Source organism: Devosia sp. GW821-FHT12F11 (genome assembly GCF_058806655.1).
Window position 1 is genome coordinate 723,294 of the sequence record NZ_JBXAPX010000001.1, and the last position, 19,294, is coordinate 742,587.

The 19,294-nt window shown below is 64.6% G+C and carries 18 protein-coding genes; 13 read left to right on the top strand and 5 right to left on the bottom strand.

The features are described from left to right. Positions 1–6: 6 nt before the first annotated feature. From AC1ROK_RS03640 to AC1ROK_RS03660, 5 genes are all read left to right on the top strand, one after another. Positions 7–1,104, top strand: a complete 1,098-nt coding sequence (locus tag AC1ROK_RS03640; RefSeq protein WP_492843915.1) for an ABC transporter ATP-binding protein — start codon at positions 7–9, stop codon at positions 1,102–1,104. 70 nt (positions 1,105–1,174) lie between these two features. Further along, a complete protein-coding gene (locus tag AC1ROK_RS03645; protein ID WP_492843916.1) occupies positions 1,175–2,530 on the top strand; it encodes a mandelate racemase/muconate lactonizing enzyme family protein in 1,356 nt (451 codons plus the stop codon). A gap of 56 nt (positions 2,531–2,586) precedes the next feature. Then, the gene (gene manD / locus AC1ROK_RS03650) at positions 2,587–3,801 is read left to right on the top strand and encodes a D-mannonate dehydratase ManD (RefSeq protein ID WP_492843917.1); all 1,215 of its coding nucleotides are present in this window, start codon (positions 2,587–2,589) and stop codon (positions 3,799–3,801) included. A 10-nt stretch (positions 3,802–3,811) separates the two neighbouring features. Continuing rightward, positions 3,812–4,969: a mandelate racemase/muconate lactonizing enzyme family protein gene (locus AC1ROK_RS03655; RefSeq protein WP_492843918.1), complete on the top strand. Its 1,158-nt coding sequence runs from the start codon at positions 3,812–3,814 to the stop codon at positions 4,967–4,969. Between the two features lie 30 nt (positions 4,970–4,999). Continuing rightward, entirely contained in the window at positions 5,000–5,770 is a 771-nt protein-coding gene (locus AC1ROK_RS03660) for a ribonuclease activity regulator RraA (RefSeq protein WP_492843919.1), read from the top strand. 92 nt (positions 5,771–5,862) lie between these two features. Here the strand turns inward: AC1ROK_RS03660 and AC1ROK_RS03665 are convergent, their stop codons facing one another. Beyond that, complete coding sequence (locus AC1ROK_RS03665) at positions 5,863–6,402, bottom strand: PH domain-containing protein (protein ID WP_492843920.1); 540 nt, start codon at positions 6,400–6,402, stop codon at positions 5,863–5,865. Positions 6,403–6,836: 434 nt separating this feature from the next. On the opposite strand from AC1ROK_RS03665, the gene AC1ROK_RS03670 reads away from it, so the two are divergent. Beyond that, positions 6,837–7,733: an HNH endonuclease gene (locus AC1ROK_RS03670; protein WP_492843921.1), complete on the top strand. Its 897-nt coding sequence runs from the start codon at positions 6,837–6,839 to the stop codon at positions 7,731–7,733. A gap of 145 nt (positions 7,734–7,878) precedes the next feature. Here AC1ROK_RS03670 and AC1ROK_RS03675 read toward each other — a convergent pair whose 3' ends face one another. From AC1ROK_RS03675 to AC1ROK_RS03690, 4 genes are all read right to left on the bottom strand, one after another. After that, positions 7,879–8,928, bottom strand: a complete 1,050-nt coding sequence (locus AC1ROK_RS03675; protein WP_492843922.1) for a mannonate dehydratase — start codon at positions 8,926–8,928, stop codon at positions 7,879–7,881. A gap of 161 nt (positions 8,929–9,089) precedes the next feature. Continuing rightward, on the bottom strand, positions 9,090–9,974 hold the full coding sequence (locus AC1ROK_RS03680; protein ID WP_492843924.1) for a carbohydrate ABC transporter permease: 885 nt from the start codon (positions 9,972–9,974) through the stop codon (positions 9,090–9,092). Next, a complete protein-coding gene (locus AC1ROK_RS03685) occupies positions 9,974–10,894 on the bottom strand; it encodes a carbohydrate ABC transporter permease (protein ID WP_492843926.1) in 921 nt (306 codons plus the stop codon). Before AC1ROK_RS03685 ends, AC1ROK_RS03680 begins: the two co-directional genes overlap by 1 nt. Positions 10,895–10,965: 71 nt before the next feature. Next, positions 10,966–12,294, bottom strand: coding sequence for an ABC transporter substrate-binding protein (locus AC1ROK_RS03690; RefSeq protein ID WP_492843928.1), 1,329 nt, complete (start codon positions 12,292–12,294; stop codon positions 10,966–10,968). Positions 12,295–12,553: 259 nt separating this feature from the next. Here AC1ROK_RS03690 and AC1ROK_RS03695 point away from each other — a divergent pair, with 259 nt between their 5' ends. From AC1ROK_RS03695 to AC1ROK_RS03725, 7 genes are all read left to right on the top strand, one after another. Next, positions 12,554–13,204 (top strand): GntR family transcriptional regulator, encoded by a 651-nt coding sequence (locus AC1ROK_RS03695; protein ID WP_492843930.1) that lies wholly within the window; start codon positions 12,554–12,556, stop codon positions 13,202–13,204. 13 nt (positions 13,205–13,217) lie between these two features. Then, positions 13,218–13,742: a putative immunity protein gene (locus AC1ROK_RS03700; RefSeq protein ID WP_492843932.1), complete on the top strand. Its 525-nt coding sequence runs from the start codon at positions 13,218–13,220 to the stop codon at positions 13,740–13,742. A 179-nt stretch (positions 13,743–13,921) separates the two neighbouring features. Beyond that, positions 13,922–14,725, top strand: a complete 804-nt coding sequence (locus AC1ROK_RS03705) for an ATP-binding cassette domain-containing protein (protein WP_492843934.1) — start codon at positions 13,922–13,924, stop codon at positions 14,723–14,725. A gap of 52 nt (positions 14,726–14,777) precedes the next feature. Next, positions 14,778–15,830: a sugar ABC transporter substrate-binding protein gene (locus AC1ROK_RS03710; RefSeq protein WP_492843936.1), complete on the top strand. Its 1,053-nt coding sequence runs from the start codon at positions 14,778–14,780 to the stop codon at positions 15,828–15,830. A gap of 199 nt (positions 15,831–16,029) precedes the next feature. After that, entirely contained in the window at positions 16,030–17,019 is a 990-nt protein-coding gene (locus AC1ROK_RS03715; protein ID WP_492843938.1) for an ABC transporter permease, read from the top strand. Then, positions 17,016–18,023 (top strand): ABC transporter permease, encoded by a 1,008-nt coding sequence (locus AC1ROK_RS03720; RefSeq protein WP_492843940.1) that lies wholly within the window; start codon positions 17,016–17,018, stop codon positions 18,021–18,023. The genes AC1ROK_RS03715 and AC1ROK_RS03720 overlap by 4 nt, the downstream gene beginning before the upstream one ends. Positions 18,024–18,065: 42 nt before the next feature. Beyond that, positions 18,066–19,259: an enolase C-terminal domain-like protein gene (locus tag AC1ROK_RS03725; protein WP_492843942.1), complete on the top strand. Its 1,194-nt coding sequence runs from the start codon at positions 18,066–18,068 to the stop codon at positions 19,257–19,259. Positions 19,260–19,294: the final 35 nt, after the last annotated feature.

Here is a 19,294-nt window from a genome sequence, read left to right on the forward strand (position 1 = left end):
GCCCCTATGGCCCAGGTGATCCTCAAGGACGTGGTCAAGAACTACGGCGACGTCTACGCCGTGAACCACGTGTCGCTGACCGTCGAGGACGGAGAGTTCGTCGCGCTGGTCGGCCCGTCCGGCTGCGGCAAGACCACGACACTCAACCTCGTCGCCGGCCTCATCCCGATGTCGGGCGGCACCATCAGCATCGGCGACCGCGACGTCTCCGACCTCGATCCGAAGGACCGGGACATCGCCATGGTGTTCCAGAACTACGCGCTCTATCCGCAGAAGTCGGTCTACAAGAACCTCGCCTTCCCGCTGCAGATGCGCAAACTCTCCAAAGAGGAGATCGACAAGCGCGTTCAGGCGGCGGCCAAGACCCTCGATATCGTCCACCTGCTCGAGCGCAAGCCGCGCGAACTCTCAGGCGGCCAGCAGCAGCGCGTGGCGCTCGGCCGGGCGCTGGTGCGCGAACCGCGCGCCTTCCTGATGGATGAGCCGCTCTCTAACCTCGACGCGAAGCTCCGCGTGCAGATGCGCTCCGAGATCAAGCGCTTCCACCAGGATCTCAACGCCACCATCATCTACGTGACGCACGACCAGCTCGAGGCAGTCACCATGTCCGACAAGATGGCGGTGATGAATGGCGGCTTCCTGCAGCAGTATGACAGCCCGGCCAACGTTTTCGCCAACCCGGTGAACATGTTCGTCGCGAGCTTCGTCGGCTCGCCCGCCATGAGCCTCGTGCCGCTGAGCGCCGCATCGAAGGATGGCAAGGTCGTGCTGACCAGCCCTGAGGGCTGGGAGATGCCGCTCAACGACGCCAATGGCCGGAAGGCGCTGAGCGCCAAATCCAGCAAGGTGGTGCTGGGCGGCCGGCACTCGACCATCACAGTGCACAAGTCTCAGGTGCCGGGCTCGGTACCGGGCAAGGTCTACACGGTCGAGCCGACCGGCGACGTCACCTTCGCGCAGGTCTTCGTCTCCGGCGCCGTGGTCAATGTCAGCGTCGCCCCGACCTTCCAGCTTCGCCCCGACGAGCCGGTGTTCCTCGAGTTCGATCAGGACCGCATGCATCTGTTCGACGGCGAAACCGAAATGGCGCTCAGGCTCCAATAGCCCGCCAGCCGATTTGTCCTTCCATCGGGCGGCCGGGTAGCGACCGCTCCAAGCCGAGGCTTAACCCCCAATGACTTCGAATACTGCCGAAGACGCGCTTAATCGCGTCAACACCAGCTCCCGCCCGTCAGACCTGAGGATCACCGACATCCGGGTGGCCGAGATCACCGGCGCACCGTTCCGCTCGGCGCTGCTGAAGATCTACACCAACCAGGGCATTGTCGGCCTCGGCGAAGTCCGCGACGGCGCCAGCGCCACCTATGCGCTGATGCTGAAGAGCCGGCTGCTGGGTGAGAACCCCTGCGACGTCGACCGGCTGTTCCGCCGCATCAAGCAGTTCGGCGGTCACGGCCGCCAGGGCGGCGGCGTCTCGGCCATCGAGATCGCGCTCTGGGATCTCGCCGGCAAGGCCTATGGCGCGCCGATCTACCAGATGCTGGGCGGCAAGTTCCGCGACAAGGTGCGCTGCTATTGCGACACCGACGCCGATCGGCCGAGCGGCACCGAGATGGGCAAGCGTTTGAAGGAGCGCATGGACAAGGGGTTCACCTTCCTGAAGATGGACCTCGGCCTGATGGAGATTGCCCATATCCCCGGCGCCGTCGTCGGGCCGGCGGGCGTGCTCGAGGGCTTCCAACAGCATGCCGGCAGCATTCGCGCGTCCAACAACGAGCAGCGCAAGGCGCGTAACCTCGTCTACGACGCGCAGAACGTCATGCACCCGTTCACGGGCCTCCACTTCTCCGAAAAGGGCCTCGACCTGCTCGAGCAGTATATCGCCGAAGTGCGCGAGGTGATCGGGCCGGAAATCCCGCTGGCCATCGATCATCTCGGCCATATCTCGCTGCAGGACGGCATCCGCCTGGCCCAGCGCATCGAAAAATACACCCCGGCCTGGCTTGAGGACGTGATCCCCTGGCAGCATGCCGAGAGCTATCGCCGGCTGCAGGAAGCAACCTCGGTGCCGATCTGCACCGGCGAGGATATCTATCTGAAGGAAGGCTTCGAGCCGCTGTTCAACGCCGGCATCTCGGTCATCCACCCCGATATCCTCACCACCGGCGGCATCCTCGAAACCAAAAAGATCGGCGACGCGGCGCAGGACCACGGCATCGCCATGGCCATCCATATGGCCGAGAGCCCGATCGCCGCGATTGCCGCGGCCCATATCGCCACCGCCACCGAGAATTTCCTCGCGCTCGAGTATCACTCGGTCGACGTGCCGTGGTGGGATGACATCGTCACCGGCTTTGATGGTCCGATCGTCAAGAACGGCTTCATCGAGCTCAGCGACAAACCGGGCCTCGGCATCGACGACCTCAACGACGAGCTGTTGCGGCAGCACCTGCAGCCTGGCGTCACCGACATCTGGCAGCCGACCGACCAGTGGGACGACGACATGTCCTGGGACCGCACCTGGTCTTGAGCAGATCCGGTCCTGAGAAACATCTGGTCCTGACCGAGCCTGGAGCGGCGCGTCGAATGAAGATCAAGGAAATCAAGGTTATCGTCTGCTCGCCCGGGCGGAACTTCACCACGGTGAAGATCATCACCGACGAGGGCGTCTACGGCATTGGCGACGGCACGGTGAACGGCCGCGAGCTGTCGGTCGCGAGCTATCTCGAGGATCACGTCGCCCCGGCGCTCATCGGCATGGATCCGCTGCGCACCGAGGACATCTGGCAGTACCTCTACAAGGGCGCCTACTGGCGTCGCGGCCCCATCACCATGGCGGCGATCTCGGCCATCGACATGGCGCTGTGGGACATCAAGGCCAAGGTGGCCGGCCTGCCGCTCTACCAGCTGCTCGGCGGCCGCTCGCGCGACAAGGTGATGGTCTACCGCCACGCCTCCGGCCTCGAGATTTCCGAAGTGGTCGAGGGCGTGCTCGCCATCAAGGAAACCGGCGTCGAGGCGATCCGCGCCCAGGTCGCCATCCCCGGCCTGCCGCCGATCTACGGCACCGGCGATTCCACCGATACCGCGGCGCTGAAGGGGCGCGGCGCCATCGTGCCGCACGAGGAGGTCTGGGCGACGCACAAATACCTGCCGCTGGTGCCGAAACTGTTCGAGAAGGTCCGCGATGCGGCCGGCTGGGACGTGCACCTGTTGCATGACGTGCATCACCGGCTGACCCCGATCGAAGCCGCCCGCCTCGGCAAGGACCTCGAGCCCTACCGGCTGTTCTGGCTCGAGGACGCCATCCCGGCCGAGCTGCAGGAAGGCTTCCGCATCATCCGCCAGCACACCACGCAACCCTTGGCGGTGGGCGAGGTGTTCAACTCGATCTACGACACCCACACGCTGATCACCGAGCAGCTGATCGATTATGCCCGCGTCACCTCGACCCATGCGGGCGGCGTCACCGGCATCAAGAAGATCTTCGATCTCGCGGCGATCTACCACGTGAAGTCAGCCTGCCACGGCCCGCAGGATGTGTCGCCGATCGCCATGGGCTGCAACATCCATGTCGACGTGGCGATCCCGAACTTCGGCATCCAGGAATTCGCCAGCTACACCGAGTTGATGTTCGACGTGTTCAAGTGCGCCTGGTCCTATGATCGTGGCTACCTGCAGCCCGGCGAGGTGCCGGGCCACGGCGTCGATTTCGACGAAGCTCTCGCTGCCAAGTACCCCTACAAGCAGGCTTACCTGCCGATCGCTCGTCTCGAAGACGGCAGCATGACCAGCTGGTGAGGAGACCAGAGTGAAGATCACCGCCATCAAGCCGTACCCGGTCTGGGTCGGCCATCGCAACCAGCTGATCGTCAAGATCGAGACGGACTCGGGCATTTTCGGCTGGGGCGAAAGCGGGCTCAGTGGCCGCGAGAAGGCCGTCGTCGGGGCGCTCGAACACTATGCGCAGTTCCTCGTCGGGCGCGACCCGATGCAGATCGGCGCGCTGTGGCAGGAGATGTACCGCAGCCAGTATTTCGAGGGCGGGCGTGTGCTCACCGCGGCGCAGTCGGCGCTCGACATCGCGCTCTACGACATCAAGGGCAAGGCGCTCGGCGTGCCGGTCTATGAACTGCTCGGCGGCAAGCACCGCAATTTCATCCCGACCTTTGCTTCGACCGGCTCGATCAGCGGCGACGAGACCATCGAGGATGCGAAAAAGCTGATGGCGCGCGGTTGGTCCACCATCCGCTTCTTCCCCGCCGAATGGAACGATGCGCAGGGCATTTTCGAGCCACGCGAGTCGATCGGCAAGACCGCGAAGTTCCTCGTCAGGGCGCGCGAGGCGCTGGGCGAAGACGTGGTGCTGGGCATCGACTACCACCACCGGCTGAGTGTCGCCGAGACCGCGAGCTTCTGCCAGAAGATGCCATCCGGCACGCTCGACTTCCTCGAGGAGCCGATCCGCGACGAGACGCCGGAGGCCTACGAGAATTTGAGAAAGCTCACCGACGTGCCCTTCGCCATTGGCGAGGAGTTCTCGTCCAAGTGGCAGTTCCTGCCCTACATCGAACGCGGCATCCATCAGTACAACCGGCTCGACCTCTGCAATGTCGGCGGCTTCACCGAGGCGATGAAGGTGGCCGGCTGGTCCGAGGCGCATTATGTCGACCTGATGCCGCACAACCCGCTGGGGCCGATCTGCACCGCGGCGACCATCCACTTTTCCGCCGCGACCCCGAACTTCTTCGCGCTGGAAGTGCGCGCCAACGCCACCGACCTCTATGCCGGCACGCCCACGGCGGAGCTGTTCCCCAAGATGCCGATGCTCGATGGCGCGGTGTTCCAGGTGCCCGACGCGCCGGGGCTCGGCATCGAAATCAACGAAAAGCTGCTCGACACCGACAGCTTCAAGTTCTGGGAGGCGCCCCATCTGAAGCGCCGCGACGGTTCGGTTACGAACTGGTAGACCCGAAACTCATCTGGAGGAGATATTTATATGGTTCACATCATGCAAAGCCCGATCCCGGCGTTCAAGCGTCCGAGCAAGGACGTCATTGCCGCGCTGAAGGATATCGGCACCGCCACGGTGGCAGGTTCGCTCGGTCATTCCGGCTTCCGCAACCCTCACATGGTCGGCCCCGTCAGCCAGTACAAAGGCAAGTCCATCGTCGGCACGGCGCTCACGCTGCAGTTCATGCCGCAGCGCCCCGATCTATTCAGCGAGGGTGAATACTCGGACCCCGAAAAGCAGCTGCATCGCCACGTCCTCTATGAAGTCGAGGAGAACGATGTGGTGGTGGTCGATGCCCGTGGCGACATGAGCTCGGGTGTCTTCGGCGACATGATGTCGACCTACTTCAAGGGCCGCAAAGGCGCCGGCATCGTCATCGATGGTGTGATGCGCGACAAGCCGAACGTCGACAAGCTCGATCTCGCCATCTGGATGCGCGGCTGGACCCCGAACTATCACGTCCAGGTCTCGATCTGGCCGTCGGCGGTGAACGTGCCGATCTCCTGCGGCGGCGTCATGGTCATCCCGGGCGACATCATCATGGCCGACGATGACGGCGTCGTGGTGCTGCCGCAGTCGATGGCCGAAAAGGTCATCGAGGATTCCAAGAAACACGCCGAGTGGGAAGTGTTCAGCCGCGAGAAGCTCACCGCCGGTGAATCGCTCCGCCGCTACTACCCGCTGCACCCCGATGCGGAAGAAGAATACCAGGCCTGGCGCAAGGCCAAGGGCCTGCCGCCCAGCCCCAGCCATTGAGGCGGCGACCTACCTGCGAAACGAGAAGGGCGCCGTGTGGCGCCCTTCTCTTTGTTGGAGAGCATCAAGCTCCCCTCTTCTCGAGAGTGGCCCTAGCTCGGCTGTTGCACCAGGTCGAAAACATACCTGGGCCGCTCGATAGCAAGGAACTGCGGCACCGCATCAAGCGCCGGTGTCCAGCCGGCGAAGCTGTTGTTGCTCTGAAACATCGGCGCCGGTGGTCCGAACCGGATGGTTCCCCGGCCGTCGGCATGCTCGCTCAGGTCGATCGCCGGCAGCTTGGTACGATCAACGGCGATGAACTGACCTAGCGGTCCTGTGCGTGCCACGAGCACGCGCCGATCGGTAACGGCGTATCGCGTCCTGCTTCGCAGCCAGGCATCGAGCAGGAATCTGCCGACAGCAAAGAAGAGTCCGACAGCGATGAAGAGCGAGCCAAACAACGCGAAGAAATCGGGTGCGCCGCTGGCAGCTATCGTTGTCCAGAGGATCGAAAAGCCGAGGAAGAACAGGCTGAACGGAATCAGCAAGCCGTCGCGCCGGGTGAGCAGCAGCCCTTGTGCCGGGCGCCCTTCCCACAGGATGTGCTCACCAGGCAGCAGGCGACTGCGAATGATCTGTTCGTCCATCATGCCGTTGCCCCCGCGACGGTCGGTTACTTTTCACAGCGGACGCTAACCTAATAGGATCAAATAGAAAATGGGGGGGGCGGTATCAGGCGCCCACTTTCGCTCTTCGCTGGCCAACTCCCGCGGGCATCCAGTCCAGTCCGCACCCCCTCCGAGCTACGCTAGGTCGCTCTCGCTCCCAAGCTTCGCTTGCCTCCCCCGTCAAGGGGGAGGCGGAGCCGGTGCTCATGTCTCCGCGGGTGCCCAAGGCTGGATCGGCACCTCCCTCGTGACGGGGGAGGTTGGAAGGGGGTGTGCAGCGCGCCCGATGTCGAGGCGGCCAGCCTTGCCGAGGAACTCCGCCATGCGGATCAACCCTTGCATGTCCCCAATCGCGAATGAAGGCCTTGTCCGGATGTCCGTCGCCGGGCATGTTCGCGTCTCGGTTTGGGGGAACCATGGCCTTTGGCGTCTTCATCCATCGGGCGGACTCGATCTACGACGACAGCCCGGCGCAGCAATATCAGTTCCCGAGCCAGTACCTTTCGCGCGTCTCGAGATGCATCGGCGATTGGATTGTCTACTACGAGCCAACCAAGGTGCCCCTGTCGCGCGGCTATTTCGCAGTTGCGAAGGTGGACAAGGTCGTTCCCGATCCCACCGCCGAAGGCATGTTTCTGGCGTTGATCGCCCCCGACAGTTACCTCGATTTCGCCGATCCGGTACCCTTCACCGGAGCTGATGGCCTGATCGAGGCAGGGTTGCTCAACGACAGCGGGCGCATCTCCGGTCGCGCTCAGGCGGCCGTGCGCTCGCTGTCGCCGAATGACTTCAGGAAGATCGTGGCCCGTGGGCTGGCCGATGCCGACGCAGTCCTCCCCCGAGTGGACCCGGCGCAGAACGAGCTCGGTGAAGGCGACCAGGCGCCATTTGTCATCGAGGAGGAACGGCAGCGGTTGCCAGTGCTCACCTCGCGTATCGTGCGGGATCGGGTCTTCCGCACGGTGGTGCTCCGTGCCTACGACGAACGCTGCGCCGTTACCGGGTTGAAGCTGATCAATGGCGGCGGCCGCGCTGAGGCGGCGGCCGCCCATATTCGACCAGTGGAGTCTAACGGCCCCGACATCGTCAACAATGGCATCGCCCTTTCCGGCACCGCCCATTGGATGTTCGATCGCGGGCTGATCACCTTTACCGACGACCTGGAGATCGTCGTCTCGCGCCACGTCAACGACAGGGACGGGGTCGCGGGATTGATCAACAAGACCGGCCGCCTGATGGGCCCGCTTGCCGGGCGGGATAGACCTCATCCGGTATTTCTCGGGTGGCATCGCGAGAACACCTTCAAGAGGTGACGCGACGCTAGCGGTCGGCGCGCCGCGCCGGGCCACTCGGTGAATGGCTGGGCTAACCTCGCCAGCATGGTGCTCTTGCGAGGGCCGCAATGCAGAAGGGGCGGCCCCTGTGGACCGCCCCACGAGCGCCGTTGCGGCGTGTCGATCACGCCTTGCCGAGGAACTCCGCCATGCGGATCAACCCCTGCATATACCCAATCGCGTGCGAGCGGCCGCGGTGGTTCCAGTCGCTGTCGCCGTCCATCTTGGGCACGTGGTCGTCGAGCAGGAAGCCGTCGAAGCCGTTCTTGGCCAAGAGCACGATGACTTCGGCCGGGTCGAAATTGCCGTCACCGATGAAACACTCGACGAAGTTCGGAACCGAGCCTTTCACGTCGCGGAAGTGGATGTAGGAGATCCGGCCCTTGGGCGCGAAATACTCGATCATCTCGTTGACGTTCTGCCTGCCGCCTTCCATCTCCGAGCAGCAGCCGAGGCAGAGGTCGAGCGACCAGGCTTCCGAGCGGCCGACCAGGTCATAGGCCTTCTTGAAGTTGTCGGGCTTGTAGAACAGCCGCGCCACGCCGCCCAGCATCGGCACCGGCGGATCATCGGGGTGGAGCGCCAGCTTCAGCCCTTCCTGTTCGGCCACCGGCAGCACCGCCTTCATGAAGTACTCGTAGTTGCTCCACATCTGCTCTTCGGTGATCAGCGGCCCATCCTTGCCGAACAGCGGCATCGAGGAGGCGCGGCCGAGCGTCGTCGGCATGAACGAGCGCAGCAGCTCGAGATTGTCGATATTGGCTTCGACCACCGCCATGTCGAACTGGCGGGCCACAGCGCCGCCGCGGGTTGCCGCGTCGCGCTTGGTGGTCCAGACCGAGTTGGGCATGAAATGCAGCCCCAGCACCGGAATGCCGGCCCGGGCCACGGCGCGGATCGTCGCCTGGTAGTTCTCGATCTGCTCGTCGCGCCCGTCGAGCCCCATCATCGCCTTGTGGTAGAAATGGGTGGGGACGTTCTCGATCGCCTCGAACTTGAGGCCGGCGGCCTCCACCTGGTCGACCAGCGCCTTGACGTCCTTCTGTTCCCAGCGGCTGTCGCCCGGCAGCGTCGGGTTGTTCATCTGCAACCCGGTGGCGCCGATCTGCGCCGCGAAGCGGAGCCTTTCCTCGCTCAGTTCGTGGAACTGGCCTACCGCAACCCTGATACCCATCGTGTTCTTTCCGTTCTGAACTTCAATTCGTGATTGTCACCGGGTCATCCCCGCGAAAGCGGGGATCTCTGTTTTCTTTGCTCGCGATCCCGCTCGCGGCGCCAAACAGAGTTTCCCGCTTTCGCGGGAATGACCCTGTGGTGGAGGCAGGTTTGCCGCGCTCATCCCTTGACGCTGCCCTCTGTCATGCCCGCCACCATGAAGCGCTGGGCGACGAAGTAGAGGATCATCAGCGGCACCGACGAGATCGCCGCGCCGGCCATCAGCGGCCCCCAGGGCAAGACGTCGGAGGTGATGAGATAATTGAGGGCGAGCGGCGCGGTGCGCACGCTTTCCGAGGTGGTCAGCACCAGCGCGAACAACAGCTCGTTCCAGGCGCCGGTGAAGGTGAAGATGGCCACCGCCGCGAGCCCGGGCGCCGAGAGCGGCAGGGTGATCCTCAGCAGCGCGCCGAAGCGGGTCAGCCCATCGATCATCCCCTGTTCCTCGAGCTCGCGCGGCACGCCGCGGAAATAGCCCTGCAGCAGCCAGGTGGAGAGCGGCAGCGAGAAGGTGAGGTAAACGAGGATCAACCCCTGCAGCGAGTTGCCGAGCTTGAGCTGCGCCATGACGATCGACAGCGGAATGAACAGCAGTGAGCCGGGCGTCAGGTAGGCGAAGAGGATCAGCCGGCCGATGACGCCGCGGAAGCGATAGCGGAACCGCACCATCGAGTAGGCGGCGAACGAGGAGATAGTCACCGAGATCACGGTGACGGTCGAGGCGACGATGAAGCTGTTGCGGATCGACAGCAGGAACTGCCCGTCGGCGAGCAGCTTCTCGAAATTGGCGAGGCTGACGCGGGACGGCCATAGCGAGGGCACGCGCAGGATATCGCGCGGCAGTTTCAGCGAGGTCGCCAGCATCCAGTAGATCGGAAACAGCACCAGGATCACCGCGACGATCAGCGCGGCATAGCTCAGCACCCGGGCGGTGATGAACCGGCGGCGTGCCGCGGCTCCGGCCTTTGGCGGCGCCGCGCTGGCGATTTCGGCGAGGCTGGTCATTATTCCTCCCTCCGCATCATCAGCGAAGTGGCGAACAGCACCAGGATGGCCAGTACCGGCAGCATGTAGACCGAGACCGCGGCGGCCTCGCCGATGCGCTGGGTCTGCATGCCGAAATAGGCCAGCACCGGAAACACCATGGTGGCGTCCGATGGTCCACCGGCGGTCAACAGCCAGACGTGCTCGAAACCGTTGGCGGTCCAGATCGAACTTAGCAGCGTGGTGATGACGATCACCGGCAGGATCGATGGGATGGTGACGTTCCAGAAGCGCTGCCAGGTATTGGCGCCATCCACGATGGCTGCTTCGTGCAACTCCTTGGGCACCGACTGCAGGGCCGCCAGCAGGGAGATGAACCAGAAGGGAAAGCCGCGCCACACCGAGGCGATGATCACCGAGCTCATCGCAGTGGCGCGGGTGCCCAGCCAGTCGACGGTGCCGGCGTAGAGCCCGGTCTGGTTGAGGATGAGATTAATGCCGCCGCCGATCGGTTGGTACAGCACGCGCCAGGTGAGGAAGGCGACGAAGGCGGGCATAGCCCAGGGCAGCATCAGGAACGAGCGGAAGATGCCGCGGCCGGGGAGGTTCTGGTGCACCAGCAGCGCCAGCCCGAGCCCGATCAGGAGCTTCAGTACGTCCGAGATCAGCACGATGGTGATGGTGTTGCGGATGGCCGCCCAGAAGGTCGCGGTGCCGGCGAGATACTCGAAGTTCTTGAAGCCGATGAAGTTGCCAGTACTGCCGATCACCATGTCGGTGAACGACACCCAGATGGCGAACAGGAACGGGTAGGCGACCAGCCCGAGGATCAGCAGCACCACCGGCGCGACGAGCGCGTAGGCGAACAGCTTGAGTTTTAGGCCGCTGCCGAAGCGGCGGGGAGCAGGGTGTTCGGTAATAGTGGTCAGCGGATCGTTCAATGAAACATCCTTCCAGAAAAACCCGCGGATGGCCCCGGGAGGAACCATCCGCGGCAGGGAGGAACTTGGGATCAGTACTTGTCGTAGATCGCCTGGCCCTGGGTCTGCGCTTCGGCGATCGCCTTGTCGAAGTCCCAGCCATCCACCACCACGCGCTGGGCGAGCTTGGGGATGAGGAAGTTGGAGCCGAAATCGGCGAAGGCGGCGTTGTTGACATCCGGGTAGGCCGGGGCGGTGCCGTTCTTGGCGAGCCCGAGCAGGCCGACGAGAATGGTGTTGGTGCCGTCGAACGCCTGCAGCTTTTCCTGCGCCTGCAGCACCGGCCCGTAGATCGCCACGTTGAAGTAGGCGTTCATGAACTCGGGGCTGGAGAGGTGTTCGAGCAGCGCCTTGGCCTCGTCCTGCACCGGGCTTGCCTTGGTGATGGCGCGCACCTGCACGTCGATCGGCGAGATGATGCCCTTGGGACCGCCCGGCAGCGGCGAGAAGGCGCTGGCTTCGAACAGTTCCGGATCGTCTTTCCTGGCGGCGATGCCGACCGAGCCGGTATTGGCGATGAAGCCGGCCTGGCCCGAGAGGTAAGCCTGGTTGTCGCCGGCGCCGTCCCAGGTGGTGTTGCCGGGCGAGAACAGGCCCTTGTCCCAGGCGTTCTTCAGCCAGGTGAGCCACAGCCGCGTCTCCGGCGTATCGAGCGTCACCTTCTTGCCGGCGTCATCGGCGATACGACCGCCGAACGACTGCAGCACCGCGACCTGGAGGTTGGCGTCGCCGACATTGGAGAGCGCGAGGCCAAGGCCCGAGACCGGCGCCTTGTTGATCGCTTCCGCCTGCGTCACCAGTTCGTCCCAGGTCTTGGGCGCTTCGGTGAAACCGGCGGGCTCGAGCAGGTCCTTGCGCCTGAGCAGCAGGTTGCCGTTGACGCCGAAGGGGATGCCGACGCGGGCAATGCCGCCATCCGCCGTCAGGTCGGTCGCCGTGTCGGGGCCGGAGAACCAGCCGCCCTGCGCGTCGCCGATCTTCTTGTAGAGGTCGCCGAGGTCGGAGAACTGGCTCTGCCGGGCCAGCAGCCGGGCGAGGCCGAGGCCCATGTCGAGGGCATCCGGCATGGTGTTGGACGACACCGCCGCCGAGACCTTCTGGGTGGTCTCGTTCTGGTTTATCATCACCACTTCGGTGGCGACGCCATTGGCCGCGCCCCAGGCATTGATGGTGTCGGTCAACAGCTTGTTGGCGTCGTCCGAGAAGATCAGGCCACCCCAGTAGGTGAGCTTCTTGCCCTGCGCGATGGCGGGCATCGGGAAGCTGCTGGCGGCGGCCAGCGCCAGACCGCTCGCGGCAGTTTTCAGCACGCGGCGGCGCGACCAGCCGGTCGGCTTCTGGATGTCGGATGTCTTGGTCATGGGCTCTCCTCCAAGATGAGCTCGTGTGCGGCTTGGCAATTGCGGACGGTGCCGGACTGATCACCGGGGCGATCAGACGTTCGGTGGGTCACGCCGCCTCCCCGCGGGATGCCGATTTACCTAGAGCGCGATGACCTAAACGGCCCGGCCGCTCACAGTTTTCTCGCAGCGCCGGCTTTTAAATATATTTATTAGCGCTATTAAGAGCGTATTATGGGGCTCGAACAGCTGTCAATGCGCGATTGGCTAGGAGAAAAGGATGAGGGGTGAAATCGAGAATGCCGGTTACGCCGCGTTCTTTGACGCTCTCATCGATGGCCGGCTGAAGCTCGGCCAGACCCTGACGCAGGAGGACCTGTGCAAGGTGCTGGGCCTGTCGCTGTCGCCGATGCGCGAAACAACGACGCTGCTCGAGGCCGAGGGGCTGATCACCGTGCGCCGCAAGGTCGGGATCACCATCTTCTATCCCGATGTGAAGTTTGTCGGGAACTGCTTCCAGTTTCGTGGCCTGCTCGAACGCGAGGGGTTGCGCAAGTTCGCGCAGACCGTGACCCCGGGCTGGATCGACGCCATGCGCGCCGAACATCTCGGGATCATCGATTTCGTGCGCCAGACCAACGACATGGAGCGCTACCGCGTGCCGGTGAAGCTGCTCGAGCGGAAGTTCCACGATACCTTCGTCGCCGCCTTCGACAACGACCAGATCAGCGTCAACTATGCCCGGCTGACCCAGAAGATGTATCTCTTGCGCCTGCACAATCTCAACGCCGTCGGTCCGGCCAACACCGTGACCTCGATGGAGGAGCACCTGGTGATCATCGACGCGCTGAAGGCCGGCGACGTCGAGTCCGCCTGCGACGGCCTCGATCGGCACCTGCAGGGCGTGTTGCACCGCGTGCTCACCACCTGACCCACCAGGCGCCATGACTGACCAGATTCCGCTGGAGATGGACGAGCTGCGGGCGGTCGCGGCCTATGCCGCGTATTGCGCCGAAACCGTGCTGGCAATCTTCGAGGCGCAGCATCCCGACGACGCGAGGCCGCGCCAGTCGATCGCCGCGGCGCATGCCTTTGCTCAAGGCGGTGCGCGGGGCAAGTTGCTGCGGGATACGGCGTGGGCGGCGCTCAGGGCCGCGAAACAGGCCGGCTCTGTAGCGGCCGGCGAGGCGGCCCGCGCCGCGGTGGCGGCAGCCGGTGCGGCTTACCTCCATCCCCTGCCCAACGCCACCCAGGTCAAGCACATCCTCGGTGCCGCGGCCCATGCGGCTCGTGCGACGGAACTCGACGCCGGTGACGATCCGGCCATAGGTGCCCACCACCTCGATGTGCTGCGCCAGGCTGTGACGCCCACCGTGGTCGCCGTGCTCAGCCGCTACCCGGTTGCGCCTGCCGGAGGCGGGCGCGGCGGCACGCTGCTGCGTGAGCTCGACCAGGCGTTGCGCGGTTAGTCTGCAGACGTCTGCCGCGGCTTCAGCGAGCATCGCAGCAACTCCGCCGCCGTCATCCCTCAGTCGCAAGTCGAATCTCGCGCCCGGTTGACAACCACCGGCACCGGCGATTAGCTGTCCCCAATATGAAACGCTCGTTCCAGATGCGGAACGCACTGCGGGCGATCGGGAGGAAGCTCATGAGTGACGAGGCGCTCTCGCCTGTCCTTGAGGCACGCAATATCTCGCGCCATTTCGGTGCGGTGGTGGCGCTCGCCGATGCGTCGCTGACGCTCAGGCCGCGCGAAGTGGTGGGGCTGGTGGGCGACAACGGCGCGGGCAAGTCGACGCTGTTGAAGATCCTTTCGGGCATCGTCACGCCGTCGGGCGGCGACATCGTCATCGACAGCAAGCCCGTGGTGCTGAAGCGCGCCCAGGACGCCATGGATGCGGGGATCGAGACGGTTTACCAGGACCTGGCGCTGGTCGACACCATGTCTGCCTACCAGAACGTCTATCTCGGCCGCGAGGAGCTCTCGAAGCACCCGCTGGCCCGGTTGTTCAACCTCGTCGACGACCGCCAGATGCGCGAGCGCGCGCGTCAGGTGCTGGACATGCTCAAGGTGAAGATCCCCTCGATCAACGTCTCGGTGAAGGGCATGTCGGGCGGCCAGCGTCAATGCCTCGCCATCGCGCGGGCGCTGCTCTGGGGGCGTCGCATCGTCATCCTCGACGAGCCGACCGCGGCGCTGGGCGTGCGTGAGACCGGCCAGGTGCTCGAGGTGATCCGCGACCTGCGCCAGCACGACGTCTCGGTGATCATCGTCAGCCACAATATGCAGCAGCTGATGAGCGTTGCCGACCGCATCACGGTGATGCGGCTGGGCCGCTCGATCGCCACCCGCACCGTCAAGGAGACCGAGGTCAACGAGATCGTCGGATTGATTACCGGCGCCATTCCGGGCGACTCGCCCGAAGCGCGCGCCGCGGAGGTTGCGGCCTGAGGCTGAGCCTCTGAGCCCATCAGACTACGTTCGCAAAGGGAGGAGACCTATCTTGCGCAACTCACTACGTGCCTTCGCCGTCATGGCGCTTTCGGTTCCCGCGATCATCGGCCTTGCCGGTGTCGCGGACGCCCAGGACAAGTTCAAGCTCGGCATGGCCGTGGGTGGCAACACCTGCTGCGAATGGATGAAGGCGCAGGGTGACGTTGCTCGCGCCCTCGCCGAGAAGGAGGGCTGGAACTATGTCGAGCTCTCCAATAACAACGACCCCGCGACGGCGCTGAAGAACGTGCAGATTTTCGCGCAGGAAGGCGTTGACGCCATCATCCAGTTCAATGGCCAGGCTGCATCCAACCCGGCCATCTCGGCCGTCGCCAAGCAGGCCAATATTCCGATCGTCACCTACGACATCGCCGATCCCGGCATGTATTTCGTCGGCATCGACAATCTCGGTGCGGGCATTGCCGGTGGCGAGGGCCTCGGCGCCATCGTCAAGGAAAAGTGGAACTGCGAGCCCGATCTGGTGATCTCGGCAGAAGGCGCCGGCGCCGGCATCGTCAACGAGTGGCGGACCGGCGGCATGCGCACCGGCCTTGGCAATGTCTGCCCGGACATTGCCAAGGAAAAGTATGTGAGCTTCGAGAGCCAGGGTGACGCGGCTGTCGGTCTGCCGGCCGCTCGTGATCTGCTCGCTGCCCATCCCGATGCCAAGAAGATCGCCGTGGTCGGCCTGAACGATGGCGGCGTGCTCGCCCTCATCAACGCCGCCGAGCAGCTCGGCCGCGCCGACGAAGTCATCGGCTGGGGCCAGGACGGCGCCTTCATCACCGGCGACAACGTCAACCCGCACCTGGTCGGTTCGGTGTTCTACTTCCTCGAGGGCTACGCCGTGTATGCCATCAAGGACGTGATCAAGCCGATCGCCGAAGGCAACACGCCTGCGCTGAAGGCCGATGCCGGCGATCCGGCTTCCAAGGTGCAGCCGTGCCCCGTCACCGCCGAGCAGGCCAAATCCGTGCCCGACATGCCGGAGCGCGTGAAGCAGCTGCTCGCTGCGCCGGCCGGGACGACCGAGTACGAGCTGTTCTGCCCGAACAAGGGCTGAGTCTGGCCTGACAGGACGGTGCGCGGTGCCTCCCCCACCTAGCTTCGCTACAGGGCCGCTGGTCCTTAGCTTCGCTACCCTCCTCACAAGGGGGAGGGAGAGGCAGCGGCACCGTCCTCGCCACCTGGGTGAGGTGGGGTGACGCGCACCGCTTCCCACTTCACACCGACTGCCAATGAACCCCTCGGAACCACCGCCGATGTCCCTCACTCAAGCTACCGAGACCGCGCCGCCGGCCGTACCGCTAACGGTCCGTTTCGGTGGCTGGGGCACCGGCATCATGCTGCTTGCCGTGTGGCTGCTGCTGATCGCCGCCACCGGCCTCTATCGCCCCGACTTCCTGTCGCAGCAGACGCTGCTGGCCATCGCCTTCACCATGTCGATCGTCGGCGTCCTGGCGATCGGGCAGGGGCTGGTCGCCATCTCGGGCGGCTTCATCGATCTGAGCCAGCCGGCCGGGATGATCACCGCCAGCCTCGTCGCAGTGCGGCTATCGGAAGCCGGCATGCCGCTCGCCGTAGTGATCGTCGGCGCCATTCTCACCGGCATGGCGTGGGGCGCCTTCAATGCGGCGATCATCGTCTTTGCCAAGCTCAACCCTGTCATCGTGACCCTGGCGACCAACTTCATCGGTCTGGCCGCTTTATTCCTCGTCTTCCAGCTCGCCGAAGTGCCGCTCAACTCCGACATTTATCATTTCGGCCGCGCCAGCTTCCTTGGCCTGCCGGCGATCTTCTGGCCGATGCTGGCACTGGTGCTGGTGGTCGGCTTCCTCTTGCCGCGCACCAGATACGGCCGCCGCGCCACCGCCGTCGGCGGCAATCGCGCCGCCGCCAAGGCACGCGGTATCTCGCTCAGGGCGACGCGTTTCGCCATCTTCATGGCCGCCGGCGGCTTCGTCGGCTTTGCCGCAGTGTTGTTCGCAGCGACTGCCGGGCCGTTCAACCCGGGTTCGGGCAACGCCATGCAGCTCAACATCATCGCCGGGGTGATCCTCGCGGGCATTTCGCTGGCCGGTGGACGCGGCAATTTCTGGATGCTGCTGCTGAGCGTCGGGTTCCTGTCCACCATTCCCACCTCGCTGGTGTTCTTCGGGCTCAGCTCCGACACCCAGTCGATCTTCCAGGGCCTGATCCTCGTCATCGCGGTCGCCATCGATGGCTTCCGCGCGAGAAAGGGAACGCCGTGAGCAACGTCACCGCTGATACCGCCGCGTCCACGCTGCCGCCCGCTCCGCATAACCCCTGGCGCGAGCTGCTGACCGGCTCGGTCGCCTCGATCACCTTCACCTTCATCGCCGTGGTGGCGGTGGGCTGGTTCTGGGTCGGGCCGAAATTCCTGTCGTTCGGCAATATCTCGATCATGGGCACCTTCCTGATCGTGCCGCTGATCGTCGGCGCCTTCTCCGGCATGGCGCTGCTCTCGGGCGTCGTCGACCTGTCGATCGGCTCGATGGTCGGCTTCTCCTCGGCGGTGTTCGCGCTGTTGATTTCGCTCGGCTGGGATCCAGCCAGCGCCGCTGCCGTGACGCTCGTCGCCTGCCTCTGCTTCGGCGGCATCAATGCCATCGCCATTGTCGGCTTTGGCGCCGAACCGATCGCCGCAACGCTCGGCATGCTGGTGGCGCTGCGCGGCATCGCCTGGGTGCTGCTCGGTTCGCAGGGCGCGATCTTTGCCTTCAACATCGACATGTTCAACCTGGTCAGCACCACGGTGTTCGGGCTGCCGCTGTTCTTCCTCCTTGCCATCCTCCTGACCGCCATTGCGGCAGTGATCGTCACCAAGACCCGCGTCGGCAGGCATGTGCAGGCGGTGGGCGGCGACGACAAGGCGGCGGGGCGCGCCGGTATCTCGGTGAGGAAGGTGCGGGTCGCGGCGCTGCTGCTCTCGTCCTTCGGCGCCGGGCTCGGCGGCATCGTCTATGCCGCGCAGCTCGGCAGCGCGGCGCGCGCCACCGGCGTTGGGCTCGAGTTCCAGGTCTATGCGGCGCTGATGATCGGTGGCTACTCGATCCTGCGCGGCGGCGTCGGCAACCCGGTCGGCGGCGCGCTCGGCCTGCTGGCCGTCGCCGGGGTCAGCAATATCCTCGATCTCAAGGCCATCAGCCCCTACTACGTAAACATCATTGTCGGCCTGCTGCTGCTCGCCGCAGTCCTGCTCGATCGCCTGCGTGGCGGCGACGCCTACGAATAATAACCAGTTATCACTCGATCATCGACCTAAGGATAGTTCGCCGTGAAGATCTCGGACATCACCATCAAGACGTTCCGCACCTATGCCGACCGCTGGGATGTCGGCCACGCGCTGCCGCTGCCCAACACGCAGATGATGCAGACGGTGCTGACCATCCACACCGACGAAGGCGTCGTCGGGCACTATTTCGGCGGCGGCTCGCATGGCGACAATGAGGGCCTCAACGTCGTCGACCAGCAGCAGATCCTGTGGCGCATCAAGGACCTGCTGGTCGGGCAGGACCCGATGGATCGGGAGATGATCTGGAAGTGGATGTGGGTCGCCAACGTCCAGGAAAACGTCGCCTCGGTGATCGACAACGCGCTGTGGGATCTTGCCGGCCGCTACGCCAACCTGCCGGTCTACAAGCTGATGGGCGGCGCCGGGCGCGAGAAGGTGAAGGCCTATGCCTCGACCTACCCCAATATCGGCAAGCCGCGCGTCTATGCCGAGCATGCTCTCGCCTGCAAGAACGAGGGCTACATCGCCTACAAGATCCACCCGCACTATTTCTGGAACCCGGAGACCGGCCAGCCGACGCCCGGCCGCCCGTCCAACATCAAGGCCGATATCGAGACCTGCCACCTGGTGCGCGAGGCGGTGGGGCCGGATTACGTGCTGATGTTCGATCCGTGGGGCACCTACATGACCATGGAAGAGGCGATCCAGGTCGGGCGCGAACTCGAAAAGCTCAACTTCTACTGGTACGAGCACCCCATGCCGGAATACCGCACCGAGAGCTACGTGCGGCTGAGCCGGGAACTGCAGATCCCGATCCTTTCCCCCGAGATCATCGCCGGCGGCGTGTTCAGCCGGGCCGAGTGGATCCTGCGCGGCGCCGGCGACATGAGCCGCATCGACGTGGTGCGCGGCGGCATTACCGGGGCGCGCAAGACCGCCATCGTCGCCGAAGCCTATGGCCTGCGCTGCGAGATGCACATGGCCGGCTGGGGCAACCTGCAGGTGATCGGCGCCACCTCCGAGGATACCTCCGAGTATTACGAGAAGGGCCTGCTCGCGCCGGGCGTCGATTACGACGCGCCGCACCCCTACCTCAAGAACACTGTCGATAAGATCGACTCCGAGGGCTTCGTGCACATGCCCAAAGGCCCCGGCATGGGCTACGAAATCGAGTGGGACTATATCGACGACAACCTGATCGAACCCAACGCGACGACCAAGAAGACCCATTGGTAGAGCCAAGCGTTGTGGTTGCGCTCGACCCCGGTGGT

Bases quoted from the DNA above. Each gene is read 5' to 3' on its own strand.
- AC1ROK_RS03640 (WP_492843915.1), top strand. From the start codon at position 7: ATGGCCCAGGTGATCCTCAAGGACGTGGTCAAGAACTACGGCGACGTC.
- AC1ROK_RS03645 (WP_492843916.1), top strand. From the start codon at position 1,175: ATGACTTCGAATACTGCCGAAGACGCGCTTAATCGCGTCAACACCAGC.
- manD (WP_492843917.1), top strand. From the start codon at position 2,587: ATGAAGATCAAGGAAATCAAGGTTATCGTCTGCTCGCCCGGGCGGAAC.
- AC1ROK_RS03660 (WP_492843919.1), top strand. From the start codon at position 5,000: ATGGTTCACATCATGCAAAGCCCGATCCCGGCGTTCAAGCGTCCGAGC.
- AC1ROK_RS03665 (WP_492843920.1), bottom strand. From the start codon at position 6,402: ATGATGGACGAACAGATCATTCGCAGTCGCCTGCTGCCTGGTGAGCAC.
- AC1ROK_RS03670 (WP_492843921.1), top strand. From the start codon at position 6,837: ATGGCCTTTGGCGTCTTCATCCATCGGGCGGACTCGATCTACGACGAC.
- AC1ROK_RS03675 (WP_492843922.1), bottom strand. From the start codon at position 8,928: ATGGGTATCAGGGTTGCGGTAGGCCAGTTCCACGAACTGAGCGAGGAA.
- AC1ROK_RS03680 (WP_492843924.1), bottom strand. From the start codon at position 9,974: ATGACCAGCCTCGCCGAAATCGCCAGCGCGGCGCCGCCAAAGGCCGGA.
- AC1ROK_RS03690 (WP_492843928.1), bottom strand. From the start codon at position 12,294: ATGACCAAGACATCCGACATCCAGAAGCCGACCGGCTGGTCGCGCCGC.
- AC1ROK_RS03695 (WP_492843930.1), top strand. From the start codon at position 12,554: ATGAGGGGTGAAATCGAGAATGCCGGTTACGCCGCGTTCTTTGACGCT.
- AC1ROK_RS03700 (WP_492843932.1), top strand. From the start codon at position 13,218: ATGACTGACCAGATTCCGCTGGAGATGGACGAGCTGCGGGCGGTCGCG.
- AC1ROK_RS03705 (WP_492843934.1), top strand. From the start codon at position 13,922: ATGAGTGACGAGGCGCTCTCGCCTGTCCTTGAGGCACGCAATATCTCG.
- AC1ROK_RS03715 (WP_492843938.1), top strand. From the start codon at position 16,030: ATGTCCCTCACTCAAGCTACCGAGACCGCGCCGCCGGCCGTACCGCTA.